Annotated in this window: 15 protein-coding genes; 6 read left to right on the top strand and 9 right to left on the bottom strand. The window is 56.9% G+C overall.

Annotated elements, in window-relative coordinates:
* Nucleotides 1-53 precede the first annotated feature (53 nt).
* Nucleotides 54-941, top strand: coding sequence for a tRNA (5-methylaminomethyl-2-thiouridine)(34)-methyltransferase MnmD (locus tag JTM80_RS06940; protein WP_228721679.1), 888 nt, complete (start codon nt 54-56; stop codon nt 939-941).
* A gap of 75 nt (nt 942-1016) precedes the next feature.
* Here JTM80_RS06940 and eno read toward each other — a convergent pair whose 3' ends face one another.
* The 3 genes from eno to JTM80_RS06925 all read right to left on the bottom strand — a co-directional run bounded on the left by eno (nt 1017) and on the right by JTM80_RS06925 (nt 5657).
* Nucleotides 1017-2300: a phosphopyruvate hydratase gene (eno, locus tag JTM80_RS06935; protein WP_172353268.1), complete on the bottom strand. Its 1284-nt coding sequence runs from the start codon at nt 2298-2300 to the stop codon at nt 1017-1019.
* A 403-nt stretch (nt 2301-2703) separates the two neighbouring features.
* Nucleotides 2704-4041 (bottom strand): TldD/PmbA family protein, encoded by a 1338-nt coding sequence (locus JTM80_RS06930; RefSeq protein ID WP_399367881.1) that lies wholly within the window; start codon nt 4039-4041, stop codon nt 2704-2706.
* A 179-nt stretch (nt 4042-4220) separates the two neighbouring features.
* Nucleotides 4221-5657, bottom strand: a complete 1437-nt coding sequence (locus JTM80_RS06925) for a TldD/PmbA family protein (RefSeq protein WP_205370840.1) — start codon at nt 5655-5657, stop codon at nt 4221-4223.
* 572 nt (nt 5658-6229) lie between these two features.
* On the opposite strand from JTM80_RS06925, the gene JTM80_RS06920 reads away from it, so the two are divergent.
* Entirely contained in the window at nt 6230-6766 is a 537-nt protein-coding gene (locus tag JTM80_RS06920; protein WP_205370839.1) for a cyclic nucleotide-binding domain-containing protein, read from the top strand.
* On the opposite strand, the gene JTM80_RS06915 is transcribed toward JTM80_RS06920, so the two are convergent.
* From JTM80_RS06915 to JTM80_RS06895, 5 genes are all read right to left on the bottom strand, one after another.
* The gene (locus JTM80_RS06915; RefSeq protein WP_172353272.1) at nt 6763-7584 is read right to left on the bottom strand and encodes a SirB1 family protein; all 822 of its coding nucleotides are present in this window, start codon (nt 7582-7584) and stop codon (nt 6763-6765) included. The genes JTM80_RS06920 and JTM80_RS06915 overlap by 4 nt on opposite strands.
* A gap of 61 nt (nt 7585-7645) precedes the next feature.
* Entirely contained in the window at nt 7646-8179 is a 534-nt protein-coding gene (locus tag JTM80_RS06910; RefSeq protein WP_172353273.1) for a cyclic nucleotide-binding domain-containing protein, read from the bottom strand.
* Nucleotides 8180-8470: 291 nt separating this feature from the next.
* Nucleotides 8471-10123 (bottom strand): glycosyltransferase family 39 protein, encoded by a 1653-nt coding sequence (locus JTM80_RS06905; RefSeq protein ID WP_205370837.1) that lies wholly within the window; start codon nt 10121-10123, stop codon nt 8471-8473.
* Nucleotides 10124-10355: 232 nt separating this feature from the next.
* Complete coding sequence (locus tag JTM80_RS06900) at nt 10356-11132, bottom strand: metallophosphoesterase family protein (protein ID WP_225906783.1); 777 nt, start codon at nt 11130-11132, stop codon at nt 10356-10358.
* A gap of 508 nt (nt 11133-11640) precedes the next feature.
* A complete protein-coding gene (locus JTM80_RS06895; RefSeq protein WP_172353276.1) occupies nt 11641-12351 on the bottom strand; it encodes a DUF1995 family protein in 711 nt (236 codons plus the stop codon).
* A gap of 1376 nt (nt 12352-13727) precedes the next feature.
* Between JTM80_RS06895 and JTM80_RS06890 the strand changes: the two genes are divergently transcribed.
* The 4 genes from JTM80_RS06890 (at nt 13728) to JTM80_RS06875 (ending at nt 18918) form a co-directional block, all read left to right on the top strand.
* A complete protein-coding gene (locus JTM80_RS06890; RefSeq protein WP_205370836.1) occupies nt 13728-14912 on the top strand; it encodes an aminotransferase class V-fold PLP-dependent enzyme in 1185 nt (394 codons plus the stop codon).
* A 137-nt stretch (nt 14913-15049) separates the two neighbouring features.
* Complete coding sequence (locus tag JTM80_RS06885) at nt 15050-16132, top strand: DUF1517 domain-containing protein (protein ID WP_205370835.1); 1083 nt, start codon at nt 15050-15052, stop codon at nt 16130-16132.
* Nucleotides 16133-16675: 543 nt separating this feature from the next.
* Nucleotides 16676-16963, top strand: coding sequence for an RNA-binding protein (locus JTM80_RS06880; protein ID WP_068508672.1), 288 nt, complete (start codon nt 16676-16678; stop codon nt 16961-16963).
* Nucleotides 16964-17409: 446 nt separating this feature from the next.
* On the top strand, nt 17410-18918 hold the full coding sequence (locus JTM80_RS06875) for a YcjF family protein (protein WP_172353280.1): 1509 nt from the start codon (nt 17410-17412) through the stop codon (nt 18916-18918).
* 37 nt (nt 18919-18955) lie between these two features.
* Here the strand turns inward: JTM80_RS06875 and JTM80_RS06870 are convergent, their stop codons facing one another.
* Nucleotides 18956-20812 carry an ABC transporter ATP-binding protein gene (locus JTM80_RS06870; protein WP_205370834.1) on the bottom strand — a complete coding sequence of 619 codons (1857 nt, stop codon included), beginning with the start codon at nt 20810-20812 and terminating at the stop codon, nt 18956-18958.
* Between the last annotated feature and the right edge of the window lie 351 nt (nt 20813-21163).

Below are 21163 nucleotides of genomic sequence, written 5' to 3'. Positions count from 1 at the left end.
TAGGTTGACGAGCGTTGCAGCCGAATGACAGACTGCCAAACGAACTAGCTTGGGTGCCCCAGCGCACCGAAGACGGTTCTTTTACTTTTTTTTCGGAAGCGTTTGGCGAAGCGTTTCACAGTCGGCTGGGGGCACGAGCCGAGGCGTTTGAAAAGTTTGCCCAGGTGACGCGGCTGGCGGCGTTGGCCCGGCAGTTTACGGAATCCGATTCGCCGCCGATCCGCCTGCTCGACGTGTGCTACGGGCTGGGGTACAACACGGCCGCTGCGCTGGAAACGGTGTGGGCAGAAAATCCGACCTGTCGAGTGGAGGCGATCGCCCTAGAGCTAGACCCGACTGTTCCCCAGGCAGCGATCGCCCCGGATCTACTCGCCGCCTGGTCGCCCCCGGTGCAAAACGTGCTGAGGGCGATCGCCCAAAAGTCCGAATTCCAAGATTTCCAACTCAGCGCCCGCCTGCTGATCGGCGACGCACGACAGACCATTCGGCAGGTGGTGGCACAACACTTCCAGGCGGACGCAATCTTCTTTGACCCGTTTTCGCCGCGCCGCTGCCCCCAGTTGTGGACGGTGGAGTTTTTCGCGCAGGTGGCGACATGCCTCAGTCCGACGGGAGTTCTAGCCACCTATTCGCGTTCGGCCTCGGTGCGGGCGGCAATGCAGGCAGCGGGACTACACCTTGGCAATATTCCTCTGCCCGCCGGAGCCGCACGCCGACCCCACGAATGGTCCCAGGGCACGGTGGCCGCCTGGTCGTCCGATGGCTTGCTGCCCCTCTCGCCAATGGAGCAAGAGCATCTGCACACCCGCGCCGCCGTGCCCTACCGCGACCCCAGCCTCAGCGACAGCGCCGCCGCCATCCTGACGCGACATCAGCAAGAGCAACAGCAGGCTCCGCTGGAATCAACCACAAGCTGGCGGCGGCGATGGGGCATTGTCTAGGAATTTTCCAGGCATCTTCCAGGCATTTTCCAGGCATTTTTCAGGCGTGTCACACCCGAAAAATGCCCCTTTTGCCTACTTCTTGAAGGCCGCAAGCCCAGGATACTGAGCGCGATCGCCCAGATCTTCCTCAATCCGCAGAAGCTGGTTATATTTCGACAGGCGCTCGCCCCGGCAGGGTGCGCCCGTTTTCATCTGACCCGCATTGGTTGCAACGGCCAGGTCAGCAATGAAGTCGTCCGGAGTTTCGCCAGAGCGGTGGCTGATCATGACTGTGTAGTCAGCACTTCGAGACAGCTCAATGGCATCTAGCGTTTCTGTGACGCTGCCGATCTGGTTGACCTTGATCAATGACGAGTTGCCTACGCCGTCGGCGATCGCCTGCTTGATGATGGTGGGATTGGTCACAAAGGCATCATCGCCGACTAGCCGAATCTTGTCGCCCAGACGCTTGGTGAGTTCCTTCCAGCCTTCCCAATCTTGCTCACCCAGACCGTCCTCTAGAGACACGATGGGATACTGCGCTACCCAGCTTTCCCACATCGCAATCAGGTCTTCTGTGGTGCGGATGGCCTTGTCGGACTTGAAGTTGATGTAGGTGCCGTCCTCCTGCCACATCTCGCTAACGGCGGGATCGAGCGCCAGCGCAATGTCGTCACCGGGCTTTAGGCCCACCTTCGTAATGGCTTCTAGAATCAAATCCACCGCCTCGACATTTGCCTTCAGGTTGGGCGCAAAGCCGCCTTCGTCCCCAACGCCCGTGCTATAGCCCTTGCCCTTGAGGATCGACTTGAGGGCGTGATAGGTTTCTGCCCCCATTTCCAGCGCCGTGCGGAAATTGGGGGCACCCACAGGCGCAATCATAAACTCCTGAAAGTCTACGCTGTTGTCGGCGTGGGCCCCGCCGTTTAGCACATTGAAGCAGGGCACAGGAAGCAGCACAGCGGCTTCACCGCCCAGATAGCGATAGAGGGGCAGGTTTGCCGAATCGGCCGCGGCCCGCGCCACCGCCATCGACACGCCCAGGATGGCATTCGCGCCCAGATTGCTCTTGTACTCGGTGCCGTCCATATCCAGCATGGTCTGGTCGATCGCCTTCTGATCCGACGCATCGGCTCCCTTGAGCTTGTCGGCGATCGCCCCGTTCACGTTTGCCACCGCCTTCAGCACGCCCTTGCCCCCATAGCGGCCCTTGTCCCCGTCGCGCAGTTCCAGGGCCTCACGGGTTCCCGTCGAAGCGCCAGAAGGCACTGCCGCCCGCCCAAAGCCGCCATCGTCCAGCGTCACGTCTACTTCTACCGTCGGGTTGCCGCGAGAGTCGAGAATTTCGCGGGCTTTAATGGATGCGATCGCCGCCATGATGATTAATCCTCAAATAATTTCGTGAATTCGCAATTCGTAAATGGACGTGAAGGTTACACGTTGCGCTTCCCATAGCATTGAACCAGAAGAAGCCGAATTTCTCTCAAAGCTTTTGGAGTGTTTTAATCTGCTCAGGACCTATGCACTGGCAATAAACTTTCTGGGTCTTGGGCGATTTCTCGCGGGCGCAGCCTGCGAGAAATCGCCCAACTGCGTAAGTCCTACTGCTGTGAAACGGTGCAAAAACTAGCGCCTAGTCTAAGCCAGAGCGCTGAGTTTGCCATGTTGTGAAAGATACGAGTCAGAAAGGTCTAAGCTTCGTCCAAACGGTCGCTGGCGGCGGCCCCGCCCGGAAAGACTTGCCGACCCCTTCAGCGTTTGATGCTGGATCGACCGCCCGCTAGAGCGTGAAGGTAAAGTCCTCCACCAGCGCACCGGGAACCCACATTCCGCCGAGGCGACGGCGCTCATAGGTGTCCACAGTGGCGATAAATTCAATTTGCTGCGTCAGGGCAATCAGGTTGTCGCCGAGGCAGCGATAGAGGCTTTCGTCAAAGCGGAGGTTTTCAATCGGGGCCACAATCTCGCCTTGCTCCACCCAAAAGCAGGCGTAGCGGGTCATGCCCGTGATGCGGCCGGTTGGGCGATCGCTCCAGTTCAGGTAATGCAGATTAGACAGGTACAGCCCCGTCTCCAGCGCCGTCAGCACGTCGGCAGCAGGCAGACTGCCGGGACACACTTCGGGCGATCGCAGCGATTCGGCGCTGTTTGCCCCATTGGCGGTTTTGCCATATTCCTTAGCGGTGCGCGAGTTGACCAGCGTGTTCACAAGCTTGCCCTGGTCGATAATCGTCAACTCCATTGGGGCAATTTCGCCCAGGTGGTTGAACCGGGGCACCAGACCAGAGGCAAAGTTTTCGCGCAGGGTGAATTGAGAAGACAGCGTGCGATCGCCCCGCTGCAACGCGCCCAGGGCACTTTCGCCCTGCTGGAGCGATGCCTCACTGACCCCGCCCCAGGAGAACATCGCCACAATATCAGCCAGCGCCGCCGGAGCCAGATAAACCCGATAGCCGCCTTTGGGAATGGGTTTGGGGGTGAGGGCGAGGCGCTCAAGCTGCTGTTTGGAATCGGCCAGTTTGGCGGCGTAGGCAGCCGCATCCCACTCGCTGCCTGCTAGGGTGCCCTTCACAGCCTGCCCGTCGGCGGTAAACAGCGAATAATCCAGCGAGAAGGAGTCCGTGGCGAACCAGTGCCGCTGCCCCACCGAGTCGGCGTAGGCTTGCAGCATTCGCCCACCCGCGTAGATGCCCGTAAAGTCCAGCCCATCGACCTCCGGCAGCACAGCATCCACCACGGCATTTGGATCGAGCAGGCAACCGTGATGCACGTCGCGGCTGGTGGCATCGCCCGACGGCAACACTTGATAGGGATCGATCGGCAAATGAGGCAGGTCGGCCCGCAGGTCGGCCAGCGCATCGGCGGCGATCGCCCAGTCTGTGTCCCAATTGCCCGTCAGCGGAAACCGCCAGGACGCAGTGCGCTGGTTTGCCATCAGCGTCAGCCCCACTTGGCAATCCACAATGCCGCCCATCTGCCGCACGCGGGCGTGGTTAAACCGCACAAATTGGCTCTGTTCAGCATTTAGCCCCAGCGTGAACTGTTCCTCTGGCAATAGCCGCTCGGCGATCGCCGCTGCTAGGTCAGAAAACTCAGCTTCTAACGCATCTAGGGCGATCGCCGCTCCAGTTTCAGGTGTGGTTTCAGGTGTGGTTTCAAGGTTGAGATGCGTCACGTTAACCTCTAGCGTAGTACCGTCCAAGTTTGACCGTTTAACAGCCATTCAAAAGCCATCTAAAGGCCAACTGTTCAAAAGCCCTGCAAAATTGCTCATTCACGAAACTGTCCAACGTCAAATCAGCCACCGCCAAACACTTCCACCTCTTCAAAGGCACATACCGGAGAGCCGTGACCCACGCGAATCGCTTGGTTGGGTTCTCCTTTGCCGCAATAGGGCGTGCCGTAGATTTCCCAGGTTTCTGAATTACCAATGCGGCTCAGCCGATGCCAGAAGTCGAGCGTCGTGCCGCGATAGTTGGGATTTCGCAGCGTTTTGGTCAGCTTGCCGTTTTCGATGCGCTTGGCATATTCGCAGCCAAACTGAAACTTGTAGCGCTGATCGTCGATAGACCAGGAGCGGTTTGCCTCCATATACACGCCCTCTTCGATGTCGGCGATAATCGCGGCGGGCGAATCTTCTCCTGGCTCTAGGTTCAAATTGGCCATGCGGTCGATGGGTGGGCGGTTCCAGGACGAGGCACGGGCACAAGACACCCCCGGAACCCCCAGCCGCGCCTGACTTTCCAGGCTGCCTAGCCCCCGCTGCAACACGCCTTCACGAATCAGGTATTCCCGACTGGCGGGTGCGCCCGTGTCGTCAAATCGGTAGCTGGCAAATTCATTCGGCACGGCAGGGTTAAAGGTAACATTCATCAGCCGGGAGCCATAGGAGAGGCTGCCAAAGTCTGACGGCTTCACGAAGCTGCCGCCCGCGTAGTTGCGCTCATCCCCCAGAATGCGGTCTAGCTCTAGCGGATGGCCAACGCTTTCGTGAATTTGCAACATCATCTGGTCGGGAGCGAGGACGAGCGTGGTGCGGGTGGTGGGGCATTCCTCGGCCGTCAGCAGTTCGACCGTCTGCTGGCCAATGTGCTGGGCGCGGCTCCAAAGCTGGTCATCTAGAAATAGCTCCCAGCCGCCCTGATAGCAGTGCGCCAGGTGGCCGTTGTTGCTGCGCTGCTGCACGATGGGGCCGTCCTGGGCGATCGCCCCATAGTGCGTTTCAATCAGTGACAACTGCTGATACACCTCAGAGCCGTTGCTGCTGACAAACCAGGAATCCACGGTTTCGTGACGGGCAACGGCGAGCGTCTGCACAATTTGCTCCGAAACCTTCAGCGTCTTGCAGAGGCGCACAAGCAGCTCGTTGATCTCTCCTGGCGAGAGGGCATTCAGCGGCTTTTGAAACGGCGAGGCATATTGCCCCACCACTTTGGGACGAATGGCGGGCGTAGCGGGATAAATGCCCCAGCGGCTGGCGGCGATCGCCTGCTGATAGGCGGTTTTAGCGGCCGCGCGGATCTGTTCCGGCTGAAAGGAATTGACCGCTCCATAGCCAATCTGCCCCTGCGCCATGACCTCCACCATCACGCCCTGATTCAGCGACTTGGCATTGCCCTCTGGCAGCCCATCGCGGACATAGCAACTGGCAGCGGTTTCCCTGACTGCCCGGAGTCCAATCCAGTCTGCATCCAGGTCTAGAGTAGAGAGCAGATGTTGCAGATCAGAAATCATAGAATTGTCAGGGTTTCAGGATTCATTAGGATTGATGCAGTCAAGGGACAGAAGGCTCGACCCGCGCCGAAATGCCCCGCTGCCCAGCGAACCATTTAGACAGCCTAGAGGGGAAGGAAAGCGTCTGGCTGCATATCTGACAGCATATCTGACTGCATAGTAGCTGAATTTTCTAGCTGAATGTTTCTCAGCCCACACCTGGGTTCAGCACAGCAAGATTCATGTAATTTCTCGCACCAGCATGGCTCGATTCGTCAAGCCCTTACGAAGAACCTTAAGGTCTTCTGCGGATTTCACCCTGCCACCTCAGTATAAGATGTAGAAACACGTGAGAAATTGATACTCACAAGCCTCTCTCGACTACAGAGTTTGGTTAGGGCAACAACCCTGGAGCCAGCCAAGTCCTGAGGTCAAACCAGCAGATTAAGGCTGTTTTGACCAGTCGCACACAGCTATTCAAGGTTCGATGCCGAGTTCGGTTTGGGTGCTTCTACTGGTGGCAGAGCGATGGCTCTGATCATCTGTTGTAAATGACCGCGATTTGGGATTGAAGATTATCAAGGAAGCAGCCCATGCAAAAGGTTCTGTGTATTCTGGGTGAGTTGAGCGATCGCGATATTGACTGGCTCGTGCAGGTCGGTCGCAAGCAACAGGTGCCCGCGGGCAGCGTCCTGATTTACGAGGGGCATCCGGTAGACACGCTCTATATCTTGTTGGATGGGACGCTGGTGGTGTCGATTTCGGCGCTGGACGGCCGACAGATCGCTCGCCTATCGAGTGGCGAGCTGGTGGGAGAAATGTCGTTTATCGACTCGCGCCCACCTTCGGCGACGGTGCAAACGCTGGAAGATTCTACGGTGCTGGCGATTCCTCGCGCCCAACTCGCCGAAAAGCTCCAGCAGGATGAAGGCTTTGGCTGCCGTTTTTATCGAGCGCTGGCGATTTTGCTGTCGCAGCGACTGCGGGGCACGGTGAAGCAGCTAGGCGACGAGGGCGCAAAACCCACCGCCAACGGTCATGTTTCCCAGGAAGACGGCGTGGCGATCGCCCAACTGCGGTTCGAGCGTCTGCTGAATCAGCTTCAGGTTCAGTCAGCAGGGCAGGCCTAAGAACCGCTCATTTGCGCCAGTAGATTACGAATCAACTTGGCATCTCTGGCAGTGGGAACCTGGTCAAGATAGGCTTCTAGATCCAGCGATGCCTCCGGCCAGCGACCCAGGTGATAGTACAAAATGCCGCGATCGCGCTGTTCTTGGGGCGCATCGGGAAACAGCATCAGGATACGTTCGACCATAGAGAGCGATCGCGGCAGATCTTCCTGGTTCAAATAAATCATCTTTAGATTGGTCAGCATCCGCGCCAAAAACTGACGATTGCTGACTGGCTGCAAAAACTCTGGGCGCAGTTCCACAGACCGCCCATACACCTGGCTCAGCCGCTCCTGACAGTCCTCAGCAAACATCACTGCACCCTGATGAAATGGGTCGATCAGTATATCCATATCTGCCACGGTCGGGCGAATTAGAAAGTGACCGGGCATCCCCACACCCGCCATCGGGAAGCCAACTCGTTTTGCAACTTCCAGATACACCAGCGACAGCGTAATCGGAATGCCCCGCCGCCGCTCAATTACGTCATTCAGGTAGCTGTTGCGCGGGTCATAATATTGCGCGGCATTGCCCACATAGCCCAGGTCTTCGTATAGATAGCGGTTCAGCGCTTGGATGACCCGCAGCGGATAGCGTTCGGGTGGCAAGCGCTCTTCAACCTCTGCGGCCATCACGTCCAGCGCGTTGAGATATTCTTCCGGGTCGAGCGGGGGATATTCTTCTTGTGCGATATACAGTGCGGCCCGTGCCAAGTCGATGGCTTCATCGGGCTGGTGAATCTCTTGGTAGAACCGCTGTCGCGCTGGCGGGAAATCCATAGGGCAACGCCGGGAAGGTCACATTTGGGCTAATGCGTCACTGGGCTAATGCATCACTGGGCTAATGCGTCACTAGCCACTCTAGGCGGGCTTTTGCCAGATCCAGGTTATCGAACACCTGGGGATTGTGGTGGTCGGGCGATTCATCATCGGGCACGTTGGGCGAGTCGCCCCCATAGCCCAAGCGGCTGACCGTCGTTCGCAGGCGATCGCTCAAAAAGGCCGCCAGCGCCCGATAGAAGTTAGACGAAAAGGCGACATCTTGCGACAGTTTAGCCGTCAACTGCATCCGGGGAATTGACCAAACTACTGAATTTTCAACCGCTCTCACCGTCGCTGTGGGCGGGCGCGAGTCGATGAAGGAAATTTCCCCCAACACCTCACCAGAGGACAGCACAGCAATGGGGCGATCGCCATCTGGCGAAGCCACCGACACCACAAATCGCCCACTCAGCACCACATACAGCGCGTCGATCGGCTGTCCTTCAGAAATCAGCACCGATCCCTTGGGCACGCCTTGCCGCTTCCCTGCCTGCAAGAGCCACTCAAAGTCGCGATCGCTAATTGCCGCCAGTAGATATAACGCTTTTTTCATACCCTTCAGTTTCTAATAGAATCCTGTTAAAAATTAACCTCAGGACTTACGCACTTGCGATAAGTTTTTTGGATTTTGAACGATTTTTCACGGGCGACACCTCGAAAAATCGTTCCACTTCGTGAGTCCTAAACCTGTTGAACGAACGAATAAACCCGTTTTCAGCCATATTCCCTCAGCATAGCGACTTTGGGGAATTTCTTTGGGGAATTTCTTCGGGGAATTTTTCTGGAGATTTTCTTTGGGCGATTCCCTAATGCGATGCCGAATATCGCTGAATATCGCCGAATATCATAGGGGCGGCGTTTGCACAGGCGGGCGCACCCGCTGCACCAGCGTAAATCCCTCTGCCTGCCCCAAAACCCGTTTCTGGGGCAATTCCAAAGACTTCAGCGCCGCCTCGTCTAGCAGTAGATAAACCTGCGGTTCGTTCGTCCATAGCTTTTGCAGCCGCTCGGCATTGGCCGGCAAAACCCGGCGATCGCTATAAAACTCCAAAGACGGGCGGCGATCGCCATAGGAGCTATAAACCGTTTCTCCAGCCGGGGTGTGCGATCGCACCAGCGCCGCCACAGGCTGAACCGGAAACGCCTCCGCCAACTCCCATAGCCAGTGGGGAGTCAGCATGAGCAGCAGCAGCGACAGGTACATCCCCCAGATCAGCACGCCGATAAACTGCGGATTTTGCCGCCTTACCAGCACCGCCGCCACCGTGAGCGCCGCCGCTAGCGTAGCCATCACAATCCCCACATCCACCTCGCGCGGCTGCTGAATCCATCCCAGATACACCGCCCCAATCCAGCCCAACAGCCCCAGCCCGCCCAAAACTTGCCACCAGAGAGGCGAATAGCCCTCTCCTGGCATTTGCCGCACGCCCACCTGCCGTCCCTCCCGCCACAGGTCAGCCAGTTTGCCCCCCACCAGCAGCGCCAGCGCCGGATACAGCGGCAGCACGTACCACGGCAGCTTAGTAGACATGAGGGAAATGGCGGCAAAATAGAGACCGCTCCACACCAGCGCCAGCTTTGCCCAGCCAAAAATCAGATTATTCTGCGCTAGGCGAATCCCCGCTGGCAAAAACACCACCCACGGCACGCCATACTTCACAATTTCTAGGAGGTAATACCAGGGCGGGCCGTCATTTTGCTCGACGGGTTTCCAGATGCGGCTGGCGGACTGCTGCACCAGGTTTCGCCCCAGAAACTCCCTGCCATAGTGCCCCCACTGGGCTGCATACCAGAAGGCGACCGGAGCGCTGCCCAGGGCAATACCCGCCCACAGATAGGGCTGCTGCAACAGACGCGGCGTGTCCCAAATCAAGAAAACGAGCAGAATACTCCCCAGCAGCAGCCCTAGCATCAGTCCTTTGGTCAGGCAAATCAGCCCCAAGCTGAGGCCGATCCCCAGGGCAAAGCGCGTGTCTCGACGCGATCGCAGTCCGCACCACACCAGCAGCAGCAGCCAGCACAGCACCGCCCCGTCCAGCATTGCCAGCCGACCGTTGCGAACAACGGGCAGCCAGGCAAGATACACCAGCGCCGACAGCAGCGAGGGCAAGCGACCAGGAAACAGTTCGCGCCCAATGGCGTATAGCAGCGGAACCGAAAGCGCGGTCAGGATCGCCCCCGGCAGCCGAGAAGTCCACTCATTAACCCCGCCGATGCCATAGGCGATCGCCATCAGGCAGTGCATCAGCGGCGGCTTATTCAGGTAGGGTTCACCGCCCAGAGTCGGAAACAGCCAGGCCCGCGCTTCTGGGGGCGATCGCCAAATCTCCCGCGCCACTTGTGCGACGGTGCCTTCGTCCCAATCGCGCAGCGGCACGCTACCCAGGTTGACCGTCATCAGCAGCAGCGCCACAATGAGCAGCGCAGTTATCCATACCCAATCTTGCCGGATGGGATAGGCACTGGCTTTGGCACCGGAGTGGCTCAGAATAGACATGCCAGCATTATCGCAACATTGGCACGCCCTCGGACACCGAGATTGTCCCAAATCGGAACAGGACTTACGCACTTGCGATAAGCTCTCTGGGTGTTGGGCAATTTCTCGCGGGCTGCGCCCGCGAGAAATTGCCCAACTGCGTAAGTCCTACGGAAATTCCAGACAGGCGGGGCTTGCAAAACGCTGCTGGCTCCGGGTTACAAACGGGTTACAAACGGACTACACAACGGCACTATACAGGCTTAGTTAGCGCCTCCAGGGTCATCGGCTGGCGGCGGCGCGCCATCACGCGGGCTGGGTCAATTTGCACAGAGGCTTCTGCTAGGGGCAGCACTCGCGATTCCTGAGTTTGCACGTTGACCTGGTACACCCGCTGGTGGGTATGGTCCAGCCCGGTGAGCCAGCCGCTGCGGGGATGGTAGGCTCCAGTGTCGATATCAAGCCAGCCCTGCCCTTGGGCGATCGCCCCTGGCGGCACGTTGGGCAACGTAAAGGTAATCGTGTGCCCAGTAATAATGAGCTTGTTGGGGAAATAGGGACGGGTCATGCTATGAAACTCGTCGCGCACCCAGCAATATTCTTGGGCAGTATGGTCGGCGACGGACAGGGCGGGGTGCATTCCCGCATGAGACAGCCAGATGTCGCCCAAGTCGAGGTGGGTGGGGAGCGATCGCATCCAGGTCACATGTTCCATCAGCAGGTCGTCAGATTTGCCATAGCTCTGCATCGTGGTCTGGCCACCGCTAAATAGCCACGCCTGTAGCGCCTGATAGGAGAGCTTGCCGTGGGGCATGACCTCTAGCAGCATTTGCTCGTGGTTTCCCAGCAGCGAAACGTAGCCCTGCCGCCGCACAAAGGAAACCACCTGCGCGCTTTTGGGCCCTCGATCGATCAGATCTCCAAGAAAGTAGACCTGATCCCTTGCGTCTGGGGCGATCACCTCTAGCAGGCGCATCAAGCCATCATAGTGCCCGTGTACGTCTCCAATAAAAATGCGCCGATTGCCCACCGCAAACCTTCCTAATCTATTGGCTAGACCACCCAAAGCTCAAACCAAAGCTCGAATTTGCCTGATACGCCCTGACACACCCTGATGGCAATGCTGAACGCGCTGAACGCTAAGAACTCTTCGTTTTGACTCAGCATTCATCTGAATCCAAGCGATCAGCGAGGCAAAGCAAGGACTTCTAAAAACGCTCCATAAAGACAGATACAGCCTAAACCGATCTTCCTCCGGAGCCAGAAACACGCTCAGCAGATCAGCACTCCGCCCAGCCTTCGTACCACAGCGATTCACAGACTTAAACTAAACCAGAACTGAACCAGAGATGGGCAAGGAATTTTTGACCCGCTCTGATGAGTGAGGCTGCTATCAGAGCGATACCCAGCGCATCCCAAATGGGTGGAAAATGGGGGTATTTCTTTCATTATGCCCAGAGAGGCTAATCTTTCGCCGCGATCGCCCGTGAATTTTTTGACAAGTTCCCATGAAGCTTGCCCAGTGATTTCCAGAGGCGCTACTGACTCAGGGCCCGCAAAAACCGCTGCAACTCCGCAAACAACCCCCGATTGGGGACGGGCGAACTGGGTTCCTGCCCCATCGCTCGCAGCAGAATCGTATCTAGCGCTTCTCCAGCAGGGCGCTGCGCCTCTTCAGCCACAAGCTGATACGTCTCGTCCTGCTCTAGCCAAACCTGCCACAGTGCGGGATACGCGCGAAACACGGCGGCGTTCTCTAGCGGACGAATCGAGTAGCAGGGCTGGAACTGGTTCAGGAATCGCTCCCGGAGTTGCCGTCCGGCATAGCCAATGCCGATGGTTGCTACATCCTCTAGCCGGGGGTTGAAGAACACCACCGGGCGATCGCCCGCCTGCTGACACAGCGCCTCGACCTTCCCCACCTCCACCGAAGACGGCTGAATAAAGAGAATCAGCGTTTCCTCCGGCTGAATCTCGGTTTTTACATCCTCAATGCCACGAACCGCGTAGGGCACCTCGCCCCAGTCGCGCCGGGCCAGGGCAGCCGCCCCTGCATCGGGGAAAAACACCCGTAGCCCGCTGCCTCGTTCTGCAAAACCGGCCACAAACGCTTGCGCCACAGGCATCATAGGCAATTCGGGAAACAATAGCTCTACCTGAAGGCGAGTCAGCCCATCGGCGATCGCGGCTTCGGTCGATTGCACCGCTTGGGCGATCGCCTCGTCTAGAGAATCTGGAAGCTGGGTCATAGGTTGCTTTAGAAACAAGTCGGTTGCTTTAGAAACACAATGTGCGACTTTCTAATCTACCCTCATCCCCCACCCCCTTCTCCCAAGTCAGGAGAAGGGGAGCAAAAGAGGCTCGAAGCCCCTCTCCCGCTCTGGGAGCAGGCTTAAAGCCTTCGGCATACCAGAAAAGGGTGAGGAGGACAGCAAAGTTGCACATCCCGCCTTAGAAACAAGTTCAGATCAACGCAGGAACGATCTAGCGAATCAAAGCCAATCAATGCCGATCCAAGCCAATCAACAAAATGAACATATACGAAAATTCACAAAATCGTTGGCAGAAGCCCCAGTGTATAGCGAAAGCGATGGCAAGTGGTAGTCAGCGGACGGTGAAAGATCTGTCCCTGTCCCGTCCCGAAATCTCTCCTAAGCTGATGAAAAGGTAACTGAAGGGATGGGCATTCTCCGTCTGGCGACAGTTTTATTGAGTCTTAAGGCTTCTTTAAGATTTACGTGGTGGAGGATGTGTGCGCCAAGGCTATTCAACGCAATCGGCTTTTAGGAGGGCTGGAACCCAGTTCTAGCAGACCGTGCGGCTGGAATAGCCAGGCGGATTTTTGCTGCGATCGCACGAAAACAAGTATCCACTTGTGAACTTCTGTGACGTGGGAGATTCCTCCAGTGATGTGGGAACGCTTAAAGTATGCAACGCTCAATCACCAGATAGGCACCAGATAGGCACCAGATAGGCAATTGTTTGCTGCCCTAGAACCGCTAGACCGTCGCGGTTCCAGTGTTGGCAATAGGTTGCCGAATGAGGTCTGGTGAAATCTTCCTCGGTGACGTTATTCCCTAAGGTTGCTCCATTCGTCTGCTAAACCCCTAGTTCTTTTAGCTGTTTGCTGACCTATGACTTCCAGATCTTTCTTCTCCTCCGTTCTCTGGCATTACCTGAATCAGCGCGTATTCGATCGGAATAGCCCTATTATCTTAGACATTCATCGATTCTCACGCTTTTATCGAGTGCAGCATCTAGAGCGATGCCTTTGTCGGCAATATCAGCCAGAAGAACGCTATCGAAACCAGGGTTGGGACAGGCTCTAGCACTCTGTTTCCCAGGTTTTGCACTAGGAAAAAGCGTCCCTTCAGTCAGCCTAAAAGCACATCCTGGAGTGTAAAACCCTCTCAAGCATCGGTAAGAACTTGTAGAGATTATCGGCTGCCCTGAAAGCAGATTTTTGGATAGCCGATCGCGATGGCTAGAACACGGCGATCGCAGGCATAGTTGCATGACTAGTGAGGTCATTATAGTTTTGAAGATGCGCGGCGTGGGAGGGTGACTCTCACGCCTTCGTTTTTTCCAGTCCTAGTCTTTACAAAAGGCTCTCAACACAACTGAAATGCTGAATCTGGACTCATCCCTAGCACAACATCGGCAGCAGTTTCCGGCATTGTCTACCCAGTGCTATTTCAACTATGGCGGACAGGGCCCGATGCCTCAGGGGGCGATCGCCGAAATTTCGTCTGGGCATGAATATATGCAAACCCACGGGCCGTTTTCCAACACGGTCAATGCCTGGGCCCATCAGCAGATGCAGCAGGTGCGGGGGGCGATCGCCGCTGAACTCCAGATTTCCCCCACCACGCTCACGCTGACTGAAAATGTGACCGTCGGCTGCAACATTGCCCTGTGGGGGCTGGACTGGCAGGCAGGCGACCACATCTTGCTGTCGGACTGTGAGCATCCCGGCGTGGTGGGTATTGTGCGGGAACTGGCCCGACGGTTTGACCTGGCAGTGTCGGTCTGCCCGCTGTTGTCCACGCTCAATCATGGCGATCCGGTGCAGGCGATCGCCCAACACCTCCGCCCCGAAACCCGGCTGGTTGTGATCAGCCACATTTTGTGGAACACGGGTCAGGTGTTGCCACTGGCAGAGATTGTGGCCCTGTGTCATGGCTATGCAGGGCGGCGCGGGCAGGTGCGCGTGCTGGTGGATGCGGCGCAGTCCGTCGGTGTGTTGCCGCTGGATTTGGGGACGATCGCCGCTGATTTTTACGCCTTTACGGGGCACAAGTGGCTGTGCGGCCCAGCAGGGATAGGAGGGCTATACGTTTCACCCAACGCGCTGGCCGACCTGCGCCCCACCTTCATCGGCTGGCGCGGCGTGACGAAAGATGCACAGGGCAACCCCATCGGCTGGCTGCCGGACGGGCGGCGGTTTGAAGTGGCGACTTCGGATGTTCCCCTGTACGGAGCGATGAGTGAGGCGATCGCCACTCATCAACGCTGGGGCAGCACTGCTGATCGCTATCGTCGCATCTGTCATCTCAGTCGGCTCCTGTGGGAAGGGCTGGCGAAACTGCCGCAGGTTTCCTGCCTGCGGACCGCCCCCCCAGAAGCAGGTCTGGTTTCGTTCCAGCTTGCAGACTGTGGCCATGCTCAGGCAGTTCAGACTTTGGAGCAAAATGGATTCCTGCTGAGAACGCTGCTGTATCCGGATTGCATTCGCGCCTGCGTTCACTATTTCACGCTAGAGTCGGAAATTGAGCGGCTGTTAGGGGCGATCGCCCATCTAGTTCGCTAATTCCCAAGGGATCTATTACAAATGCTGTAGTTCAGTCCGGGGGCACACCAGCCAGAATAGAGGGCGTGCTATCCTAGCCATGCTCCAGTTCTAATGCCCCAGAGCCTTGAAATTGCTCGATTTCCCGGAGATTTGCCATGCAGCAGAATCGTCCTCTGCGTGCCCTGTTATTGACCACTGCCCTGCTTTTGGTCGTTAGTGTCGCCTTTCTCTACAGCGTTAGCCGTCCCCATCCGCGCTATGCCCACAGTCAGATACTCCACCCGCCTGCGCTGAGTCAGGTGAAATCGAGCGGGTCGGCGCTGACTGCAGAGGCACTCATGGAAGGAGCCGTGGCAGGTGGACGGGCCCGGGGTGGCGGATTTGGGTCGTCACCTGCCCCTTCTGCCCCTCGCCCCATGCCGCGATCGCCCTCTGGTGGCGGCTACTATCCCACGCCTATTCCGGGGCCCGTGTTCGTGCCGATTCCCGACTATGGCTACCGCCCATCGCCAACGGTGGTCGTGCCTGTGGGCGGCGGCGGGTTTGACCTGGGCTTTGTGTTTATTCTGGCGATCGTCGGGTTTGCGCTGCTGCCTGTGGTGCTGAACTACGTGCGGGCAGGGTCGAGCGGCAACAGCACAGCCGCCCCAGCCGGGTCAACCCGTGAGCTATACAACGACATCGTAACGGTGTCCCAAATTCAAATCGGGCTGCTGGCGGGGGCACGGGACTTGCAGCGAGACCTAAATGCGCTGGCGCAACAGGCCAACTGGGGCAATCAGGAGAGCTTGTCAGAACTGCTGCGAGAAACGGTGCTGGCGCTGCTGCGATCGCCCGAATATTGGACGCACGTTCGCGCCACCTCTCAAACCGTCCAGAGCCGAGAAGCGGGGTCGCGCCTGTTTGAGCAACTGTCGCTGGCTGAGCGCAGCAAGCTGAGCGCCGAAACGCTGGTGAACATTGGCGGGCGGGTGCGCCAGCAGGCCACGTCTCAGCCGCTTGATAGCGATCCCGCTGCCTATATCGTGGTGACGCTGCTGGTGGGCACAGCAGACGATCGCCCCCTGTTTGGCGAAATCCGCTCGACCGAAGCCCTAGCGGCTGCACTACGCCGCCTGGGTAGCCTGCCGCCCAGTTACCTGCTGATCTATGAGTTGCTATGGGCCCCGCAGGACGAGTCTTCTAGTCTCAGCCGCGATGAACTTGTGGCTAGCTATCCTGATCTGATGCAGATTTAGGAGGGAGATAAGACAATAACAAGTAAGACAGTAACAAGACAGTGGCAGAAAAGGCGATCGCTCACCCGAACGCCTAGCTAGGTTAGCCGAGCGGAAAAACTAGGAAACGGGGTTGAAGCTGGGTTCTAAGATTACATCGCTCGACAAAGAATCAGCCCTGATTTGTCAAGCAGCCTCCAAAGTTTGACGGTTTTTAATGTTGCCTAGAATACAAAATGCGATCGCCCAATTTGGCACAGAAAAACTTTCTGTAACATCTTCATCAGCCCTACTGATAGAGGACTGTAGCCAATGCAGGGCAAGCCCGACTCAACTCCTAGAGTCTGATAAAAACAAAGTGGTGTTGTACTCATAGCACCCATTAGGAATTTTTGGCAAAAGATATATACGTTTTGCTGACATGCTACTGCCATTTACTAATAGATCAGCTATGATGACAGCGAAGTAGCGTTCGATTAATGGAAGACTAAGGCGTGTCAGCTTTGCTGTTGCGGGTTTATCCATCGAACGAGCCCCCCCGCGTTATTAGGTTTGGAGAGGATTGTGACTATTTACGTTGGAAACCTGTCTTTTCAGGCTACCGAAGAAGATTTGCGTGAAGTGTTTGCCGAGTATGGGAAGGTGAGTCGCGTGAGCTTGCCGACCGACCGCGAAACTGGCAGAAAAAGAGGTTTTGCTTTTGTAGAAATGGAAGACGAGGAGCAGGAAGACAAGGCGATCGCCGATCTAGACGGTGCTGAGTGGCTCGGTCGTGAGATTCGAGTCAACAAGGCCAAGCCTCGCGAAGGCGGCGGTGGCGGTGGCGGACGACCCCGCAACGGTGGAATGTAGGTTCTTCTAATTCTTAATTCTCTCTATACCTATAGATCGGTTTTCAACTTCAGGTCTTCTGGAGTTTTTTCATAGGTGTAGTCTGTTTCCGTTAGCCTAGAGCTTTGAGTCTTTGGCTTTTGAAAGACTTGGGCACTGGTTTGCTGCAATGGCTTCAGACACTTTTGCCAAGAGGCTATTCTCCGTCCGGTGAAGGCTCTGTCGGCAACTTGAATTCGGGCTTGGTTTCATGAGTGTTTCATAGGTATAGCTTGCTGCATGGCAATGCCATGCAGCAATTTTTTTGCCGGGCTTAACCCACGCCTTGGCGTTGCTCGTTTGCCATTTGCCGTTTCCTCGCTGCACCTCCCCGGAGGCTAGAATCAAGACACCCTGAATGGTCTACCGGGCGCAATTTTCGCCACTTCGCTCAATTCTCCGCTGCTGTCTCTCTTGCACTGGCTGCCATGACGCGATCGCGCTTGTTGCTCATCATTCTTGCCCTCTTGATAGGGCTGGGGTTTGCGCTGTGGCTGGTCACGTCGCTGACGCAGCTTTACACCCAGCTTGCGGCAGTGTCGGCGACGTTGGCAAATCTGGTGGTGGGGAGCGTGGTAGCGCTGCTGGTGGGGCTGCTGGTGGCGTTGGGCTATTATGCTTACCTATTCTTGCGTCCGGCAAAAACGGTGCGATCGCACGTCAAAGTGCCCCTCGACCGCACCGAAGCTGCCGAAGTAAACCTGCAAGCCGTGCAGCAACAAGTCGAGCAGATTCAGGATGAGGTAACTCGTCAAGCGCTGATCGACCGCTCTCGCGAAATCGCGCAAAATATGGCGCGAGGCGAATTTCGGGTGGTGGTCTTTGGGACAGGATCTGCGGGCAAAACGTCGCTGATCAACGCAATTTTGGGGCTGGGCGTGGGGGATATCGGGGCAGCCATGGGCACTACGACCCAGGAAAAGACGGCTCGATTTTTGCTGCGGGGGGTCGATCGAGAAATTTGGATCACCGACACCCCAGGCATTTTGGAAGCAGGCATCGCGGGCACGGCGCGTGAACAGCAGGCGCGACAACTGGCAGCCAGCGCCGACCTGCTGCTGTTTGTCATCGACGGCGACCTGCGCCGCTCGGAATATGACCCGCTGCGATCGCTCTCCAGCATTGGCAAGCGGTCGATCCTAGTATTGAACAAAGCAGATTTGTACAGCGACGCAGATTTGCAGGCGATTTTGCAGCAGTTGCGCGATCGCCTCCGGTCGGTGCTGTCGCCTGCCGATATCGTAGCGGTAGCCGCCAGCCCGCAGCCGTTTACCCTGCCCAACGGCGAACGAGTGCAGCCCCAGCCTGATATCTTGCCGCTGCTGCGCCGTCTGTCGGCCGTGCTGCGCGAAGAGGGCGAAGACCTGATTGCCGACAATATCCTGCTGCAATCTCAGCAGTTGGGCGACGAAGCCCGCCAGATTCTCGACCAGCAGCGGCTGCGCCAGGCAGAAAAAGTGGTGGAACGCTTCCAGTGGATTAGTGCAGGAGTGGTGTCGGTCACGCCGTTGCCAATGGTGGACTTGCTGGCCGCCGCCGCTGTCAACGCGCAAATGGTAGTGGAACTAGGTCGGGTCTATGGCTGTGAGATGAATCTTGACCAGGGCAAAGAACTGGCGCGATCGCTCGCCAAAACGCTCATCAGCTTGGGCGTGGTGCGGGGCACAGTGGAAATTTTTTCGCTGGCGCTGCAAACCAATGCCGGAACCTTTGTCATTGGCCGCGCCATCCAGGGAGCGACTGCCGCCTACCTGACTCGCATCGCAGGCAAAAGCTTTATCGAATACTTTCGCCGCAACCAGACCTGGGGCGACGGCGGCATCAGCGAAGTCGTGCAGGAACAGTTCCAGCTTAACCGCCGCGACGAGTTTATGAAGGGCTTCGTCAAAGAGGCGATCGCCCGTGTAGTAGAGCCGCTGCAAAACAAGGAGGGCTAGACCCCCTGAAAGCCAGTCAACCTCTTATCGCAAACCCTCACTCCGCGACTCCTGCGTAGCTCGAGGCTTGCAGCCGAAACATCTGGGCATACTTCCCGCCCATCTCCATCAGTTCTGCATGGCTGCCCAGTTCCGCAATTTGCCCATGCTCTAGCACCACAATGCGGTCGGCCATGCGGACGGTGGAAAAGCGGTGGCTGACCAGGAAGGTCATTTTGTCCTGCGTCAGCTGGCGGAAGCGCTGGAAAAGATCATATTCGGCGATCGCATCTAGCGCCGCCGTCGGCTCATCCAGGATCAGGACTTGGGCAGGAGTCATGAATGCTCTGGCCAGTCCCAGTTTTTGCCATTGCCCGCCCGAAAGCTCTGCGCTATCGGAAAAGGTTTTACCTAAAATCGTTTCATAGCCCCGTTCGAGGGCAGCAATCACGCCCGTCGCGCCTGCGTTTTGGGCAGCTCGCTCGATCTGGTCCAGGTCATCGCGGTGGCGCAGGTCGCCAAAGCCGATATTGTCTTGCACGCTCAGGTGATAGCGCGAAAAGTCCTGAAACACCACACCCACATTCCGCCGCAGATCTTCCAGGTCGAAGGCAGTCAGCGGAATGCCGTCAATCGTGATTTCCCCCGATTCCACATCATAAAAGCGAGTCAGCAGCTTTAGCAGCGTTGTCTTGCCAGCGCCGTTCATGCCCACCAGCGCAATGCTCTCCCCTGGCTTCACGGTCAGATTAATGCGGTGCAGCGTGGGTTCACTCGCGCCGGGATAGCGAAAGCTCACGTCCCTTAATTCCAGCCCCCGACGCATTGGATTGGGAAACGCAATCGGGTCGGATGGACTCACAACCTGGGGCTGCAAGTTCAGAAATTCAAAATATTGGGACACGTATAGATTGAATTCATAAATCAATGCAATCTGGAACAAAATGCCCTGGATCAGGCCCTGCGCCTGCTGAAACGCACCCGAGTACATGGTCAGATCGCCCAGAGAAATCGCACCCTGAACCGTCCGCACAATAACCCAGGCGTAGGCGGCGTAAAAGCCCGAATTGGCAATCAGCCCCACGCCAAAGCGGAGCCACGCATTTCGCGCCAGCACTTCGGCCATTTCCCGATTGAACTGGAGACGAATACTTTGCCACTGGCGCAGCAGGTAATCGCCCAAGTTAAACAGGCGCACCTCTTTGACAAATTCCTGCGTGGTCAATACCTGCTGCAAATATTCCGCCAAACGGCCGCTCTCGGTCTGGCGACGCTTCAGCCAAAAGCGCACTCCCGAAAAGCGAATGCCGACCCAGAGCGCAGGCATAGAGGTCAGCAGCAGCAGCAACAGCAGCAGCGGATTAAATGCCACCAGCAGCGATAGCAAACCCGCAAAGGTGATGGACTGACCCGCCAGATCAATCAGCGTTTCAAACACGCGCACGGGGTAGGCGCTGCCGCTTTGCTGGGCGCGGTTGAGCGTGTCGTAAAACTCTGGCAGTTCGTAGTGGGCCAGATCGAGCCGAATTGCCTGTTTTAGCAAGATTTGGTTGGCATACAGCGTGAAGCGGTCATTCAAAACCTGGGTGGTGTAGGTTTCAGCCTGATTAAGACCAACTTGCGCCAGCGTAATGCCCAGCCCCAGCCCAACCAAGCGACCTAAAACCGTCCAATCGACTCCGGGCTGCGATAGCTCCAAGACCACCTGATCGACGATGAGCTTGCTAATGTATAGCTGGGCGACGGGGATGAGGGCGTTGCTCAGCGTGATCCCCAGTTGCAGCAGCAGCAGCCGGGGTGCCGCTTGCCAAACCAACTGAACCAGGCGGGGCGTATTTGCCAGGACGGCCCAGAAGCGATCGCGCGGAGAAGGTTTTTCGGGGTTGCGGGAGAGGAACTTGGTACGTTTTGGCATAACACCCAGGAATGTGATACCATACTATGATAGCTTTAGTCTTTTGATATCGAATAAAGTGGCATCAGGTACAGCTAGAGGACAACAGACTGAACGCAAAAATCCTCTCTTCCTCTTCACTGCACTTTGCATTACCCCATAGATTGCCTGAGAGACACTGCAAGTTTGGATTGCTCGGTTCAACGGAACAAAGCTGAGGTTGAAAGGCCGAAACTGGAAGGCTGAAATTGACGGGAGAAAAGTCTAAGAAAAACAAAAATTATATAAAGTTTCCGTGAAGTAAGTTTGCGGAAGAAAAACCTAAAATACGCTTGGGACGAAGGATTTACCCGATAAATCCGTATGAAGCTT

The organism is Thermoleptolyngbya sp. PKUAC-SCTB121, from assembly GCF_016919485.1.
Lineage (GTDB): Bacteria > Cyanobacteriota > Cyanobacteriia > Elainellales > Elainellaceae > Thermoleptolyngbya > Thermoleptolyngbya sichuanensis.
Note: the sequence above shows the minus strand (reverse complement) of the source record. Positions and strands in the feature narration are given on the sequence as shown.

Coding starts and splice junctions, on each gene's coding strand:
- eno (WP_172353268.1), bottom strand. CDS start 2,300: ATGGCGGCGATCGCATCCATTAAAGCCCGCGAAATTCTCGACTCTCGC.
- JTM80_RS06925 (WP_205370840.1), bottom strand. CDS start 5,657: ATGATTTCTGATCTGCAACATCTGCTCTCTACTCTAGACCTGGATGCA.
- JTM80_RS06920 (WP_205370839.1), top strand. CDS start 6,230: ATGCAAAAGGTTCTGTGTATTCTGGGTGAGTTGAGCGATCGCGATATT.
- JTM80_RS06915 (WP_172353272.1), bottom strand. CDS start 7,584: ATGGATTTCCCGCCAGCGCGACAGCGGTTCTACCAAGAGATTCACCAG.
- JTM80_RS06910 (WP_172353273.1), bottom strand. CDS start 8,179: ATGAAAAAAGCGTTATATCTACTGGCGGCAATTAGCGATCGCGACTTT.
- JTM80_RS06905 (WP_205370837.1), bottom strand. CDS start 10,123: ATGTCTATTCTGAGCCACTCCGGTGCCAAAGCCAGTGCCTATCCCATC.
- JTM80_RS06895 (WP_172353276.1), bottom strand. CDS start 12,351: ATGACCCAGCTTCCAGATTCTCTAGACGAGGCGATCGCCCAAGCGGTG.
- JTM80_RS06890 (WP_205370836.1), top strand. CDS start 13,728: ATGCTGAATCTGGACTCATCCCTAGCACAACATCGGCAGCAGTTTCCG.
- JTM80_RS06885 (WP_205370835.1), top strand. CDS start 15,050: ATGCAGCAGAATCGTCCTCTGCGTGCCCTGTTATTGACCACTGCCCTG.
- JTM80_RS06875 (WP_172353280.1), top strand. CDS start 17,410: ATGACGCGATCGCGCTTGTTGCTCATCATTCTTGCCCTCTTGATAGGG.
- JTM80_RS06870 (WP_205370834.1), bottom strand. CDS start 20,812: ATGCCAAAACGTACCAAGTTCCTCTCCCGCAACCCCGAAAAACCTTCT.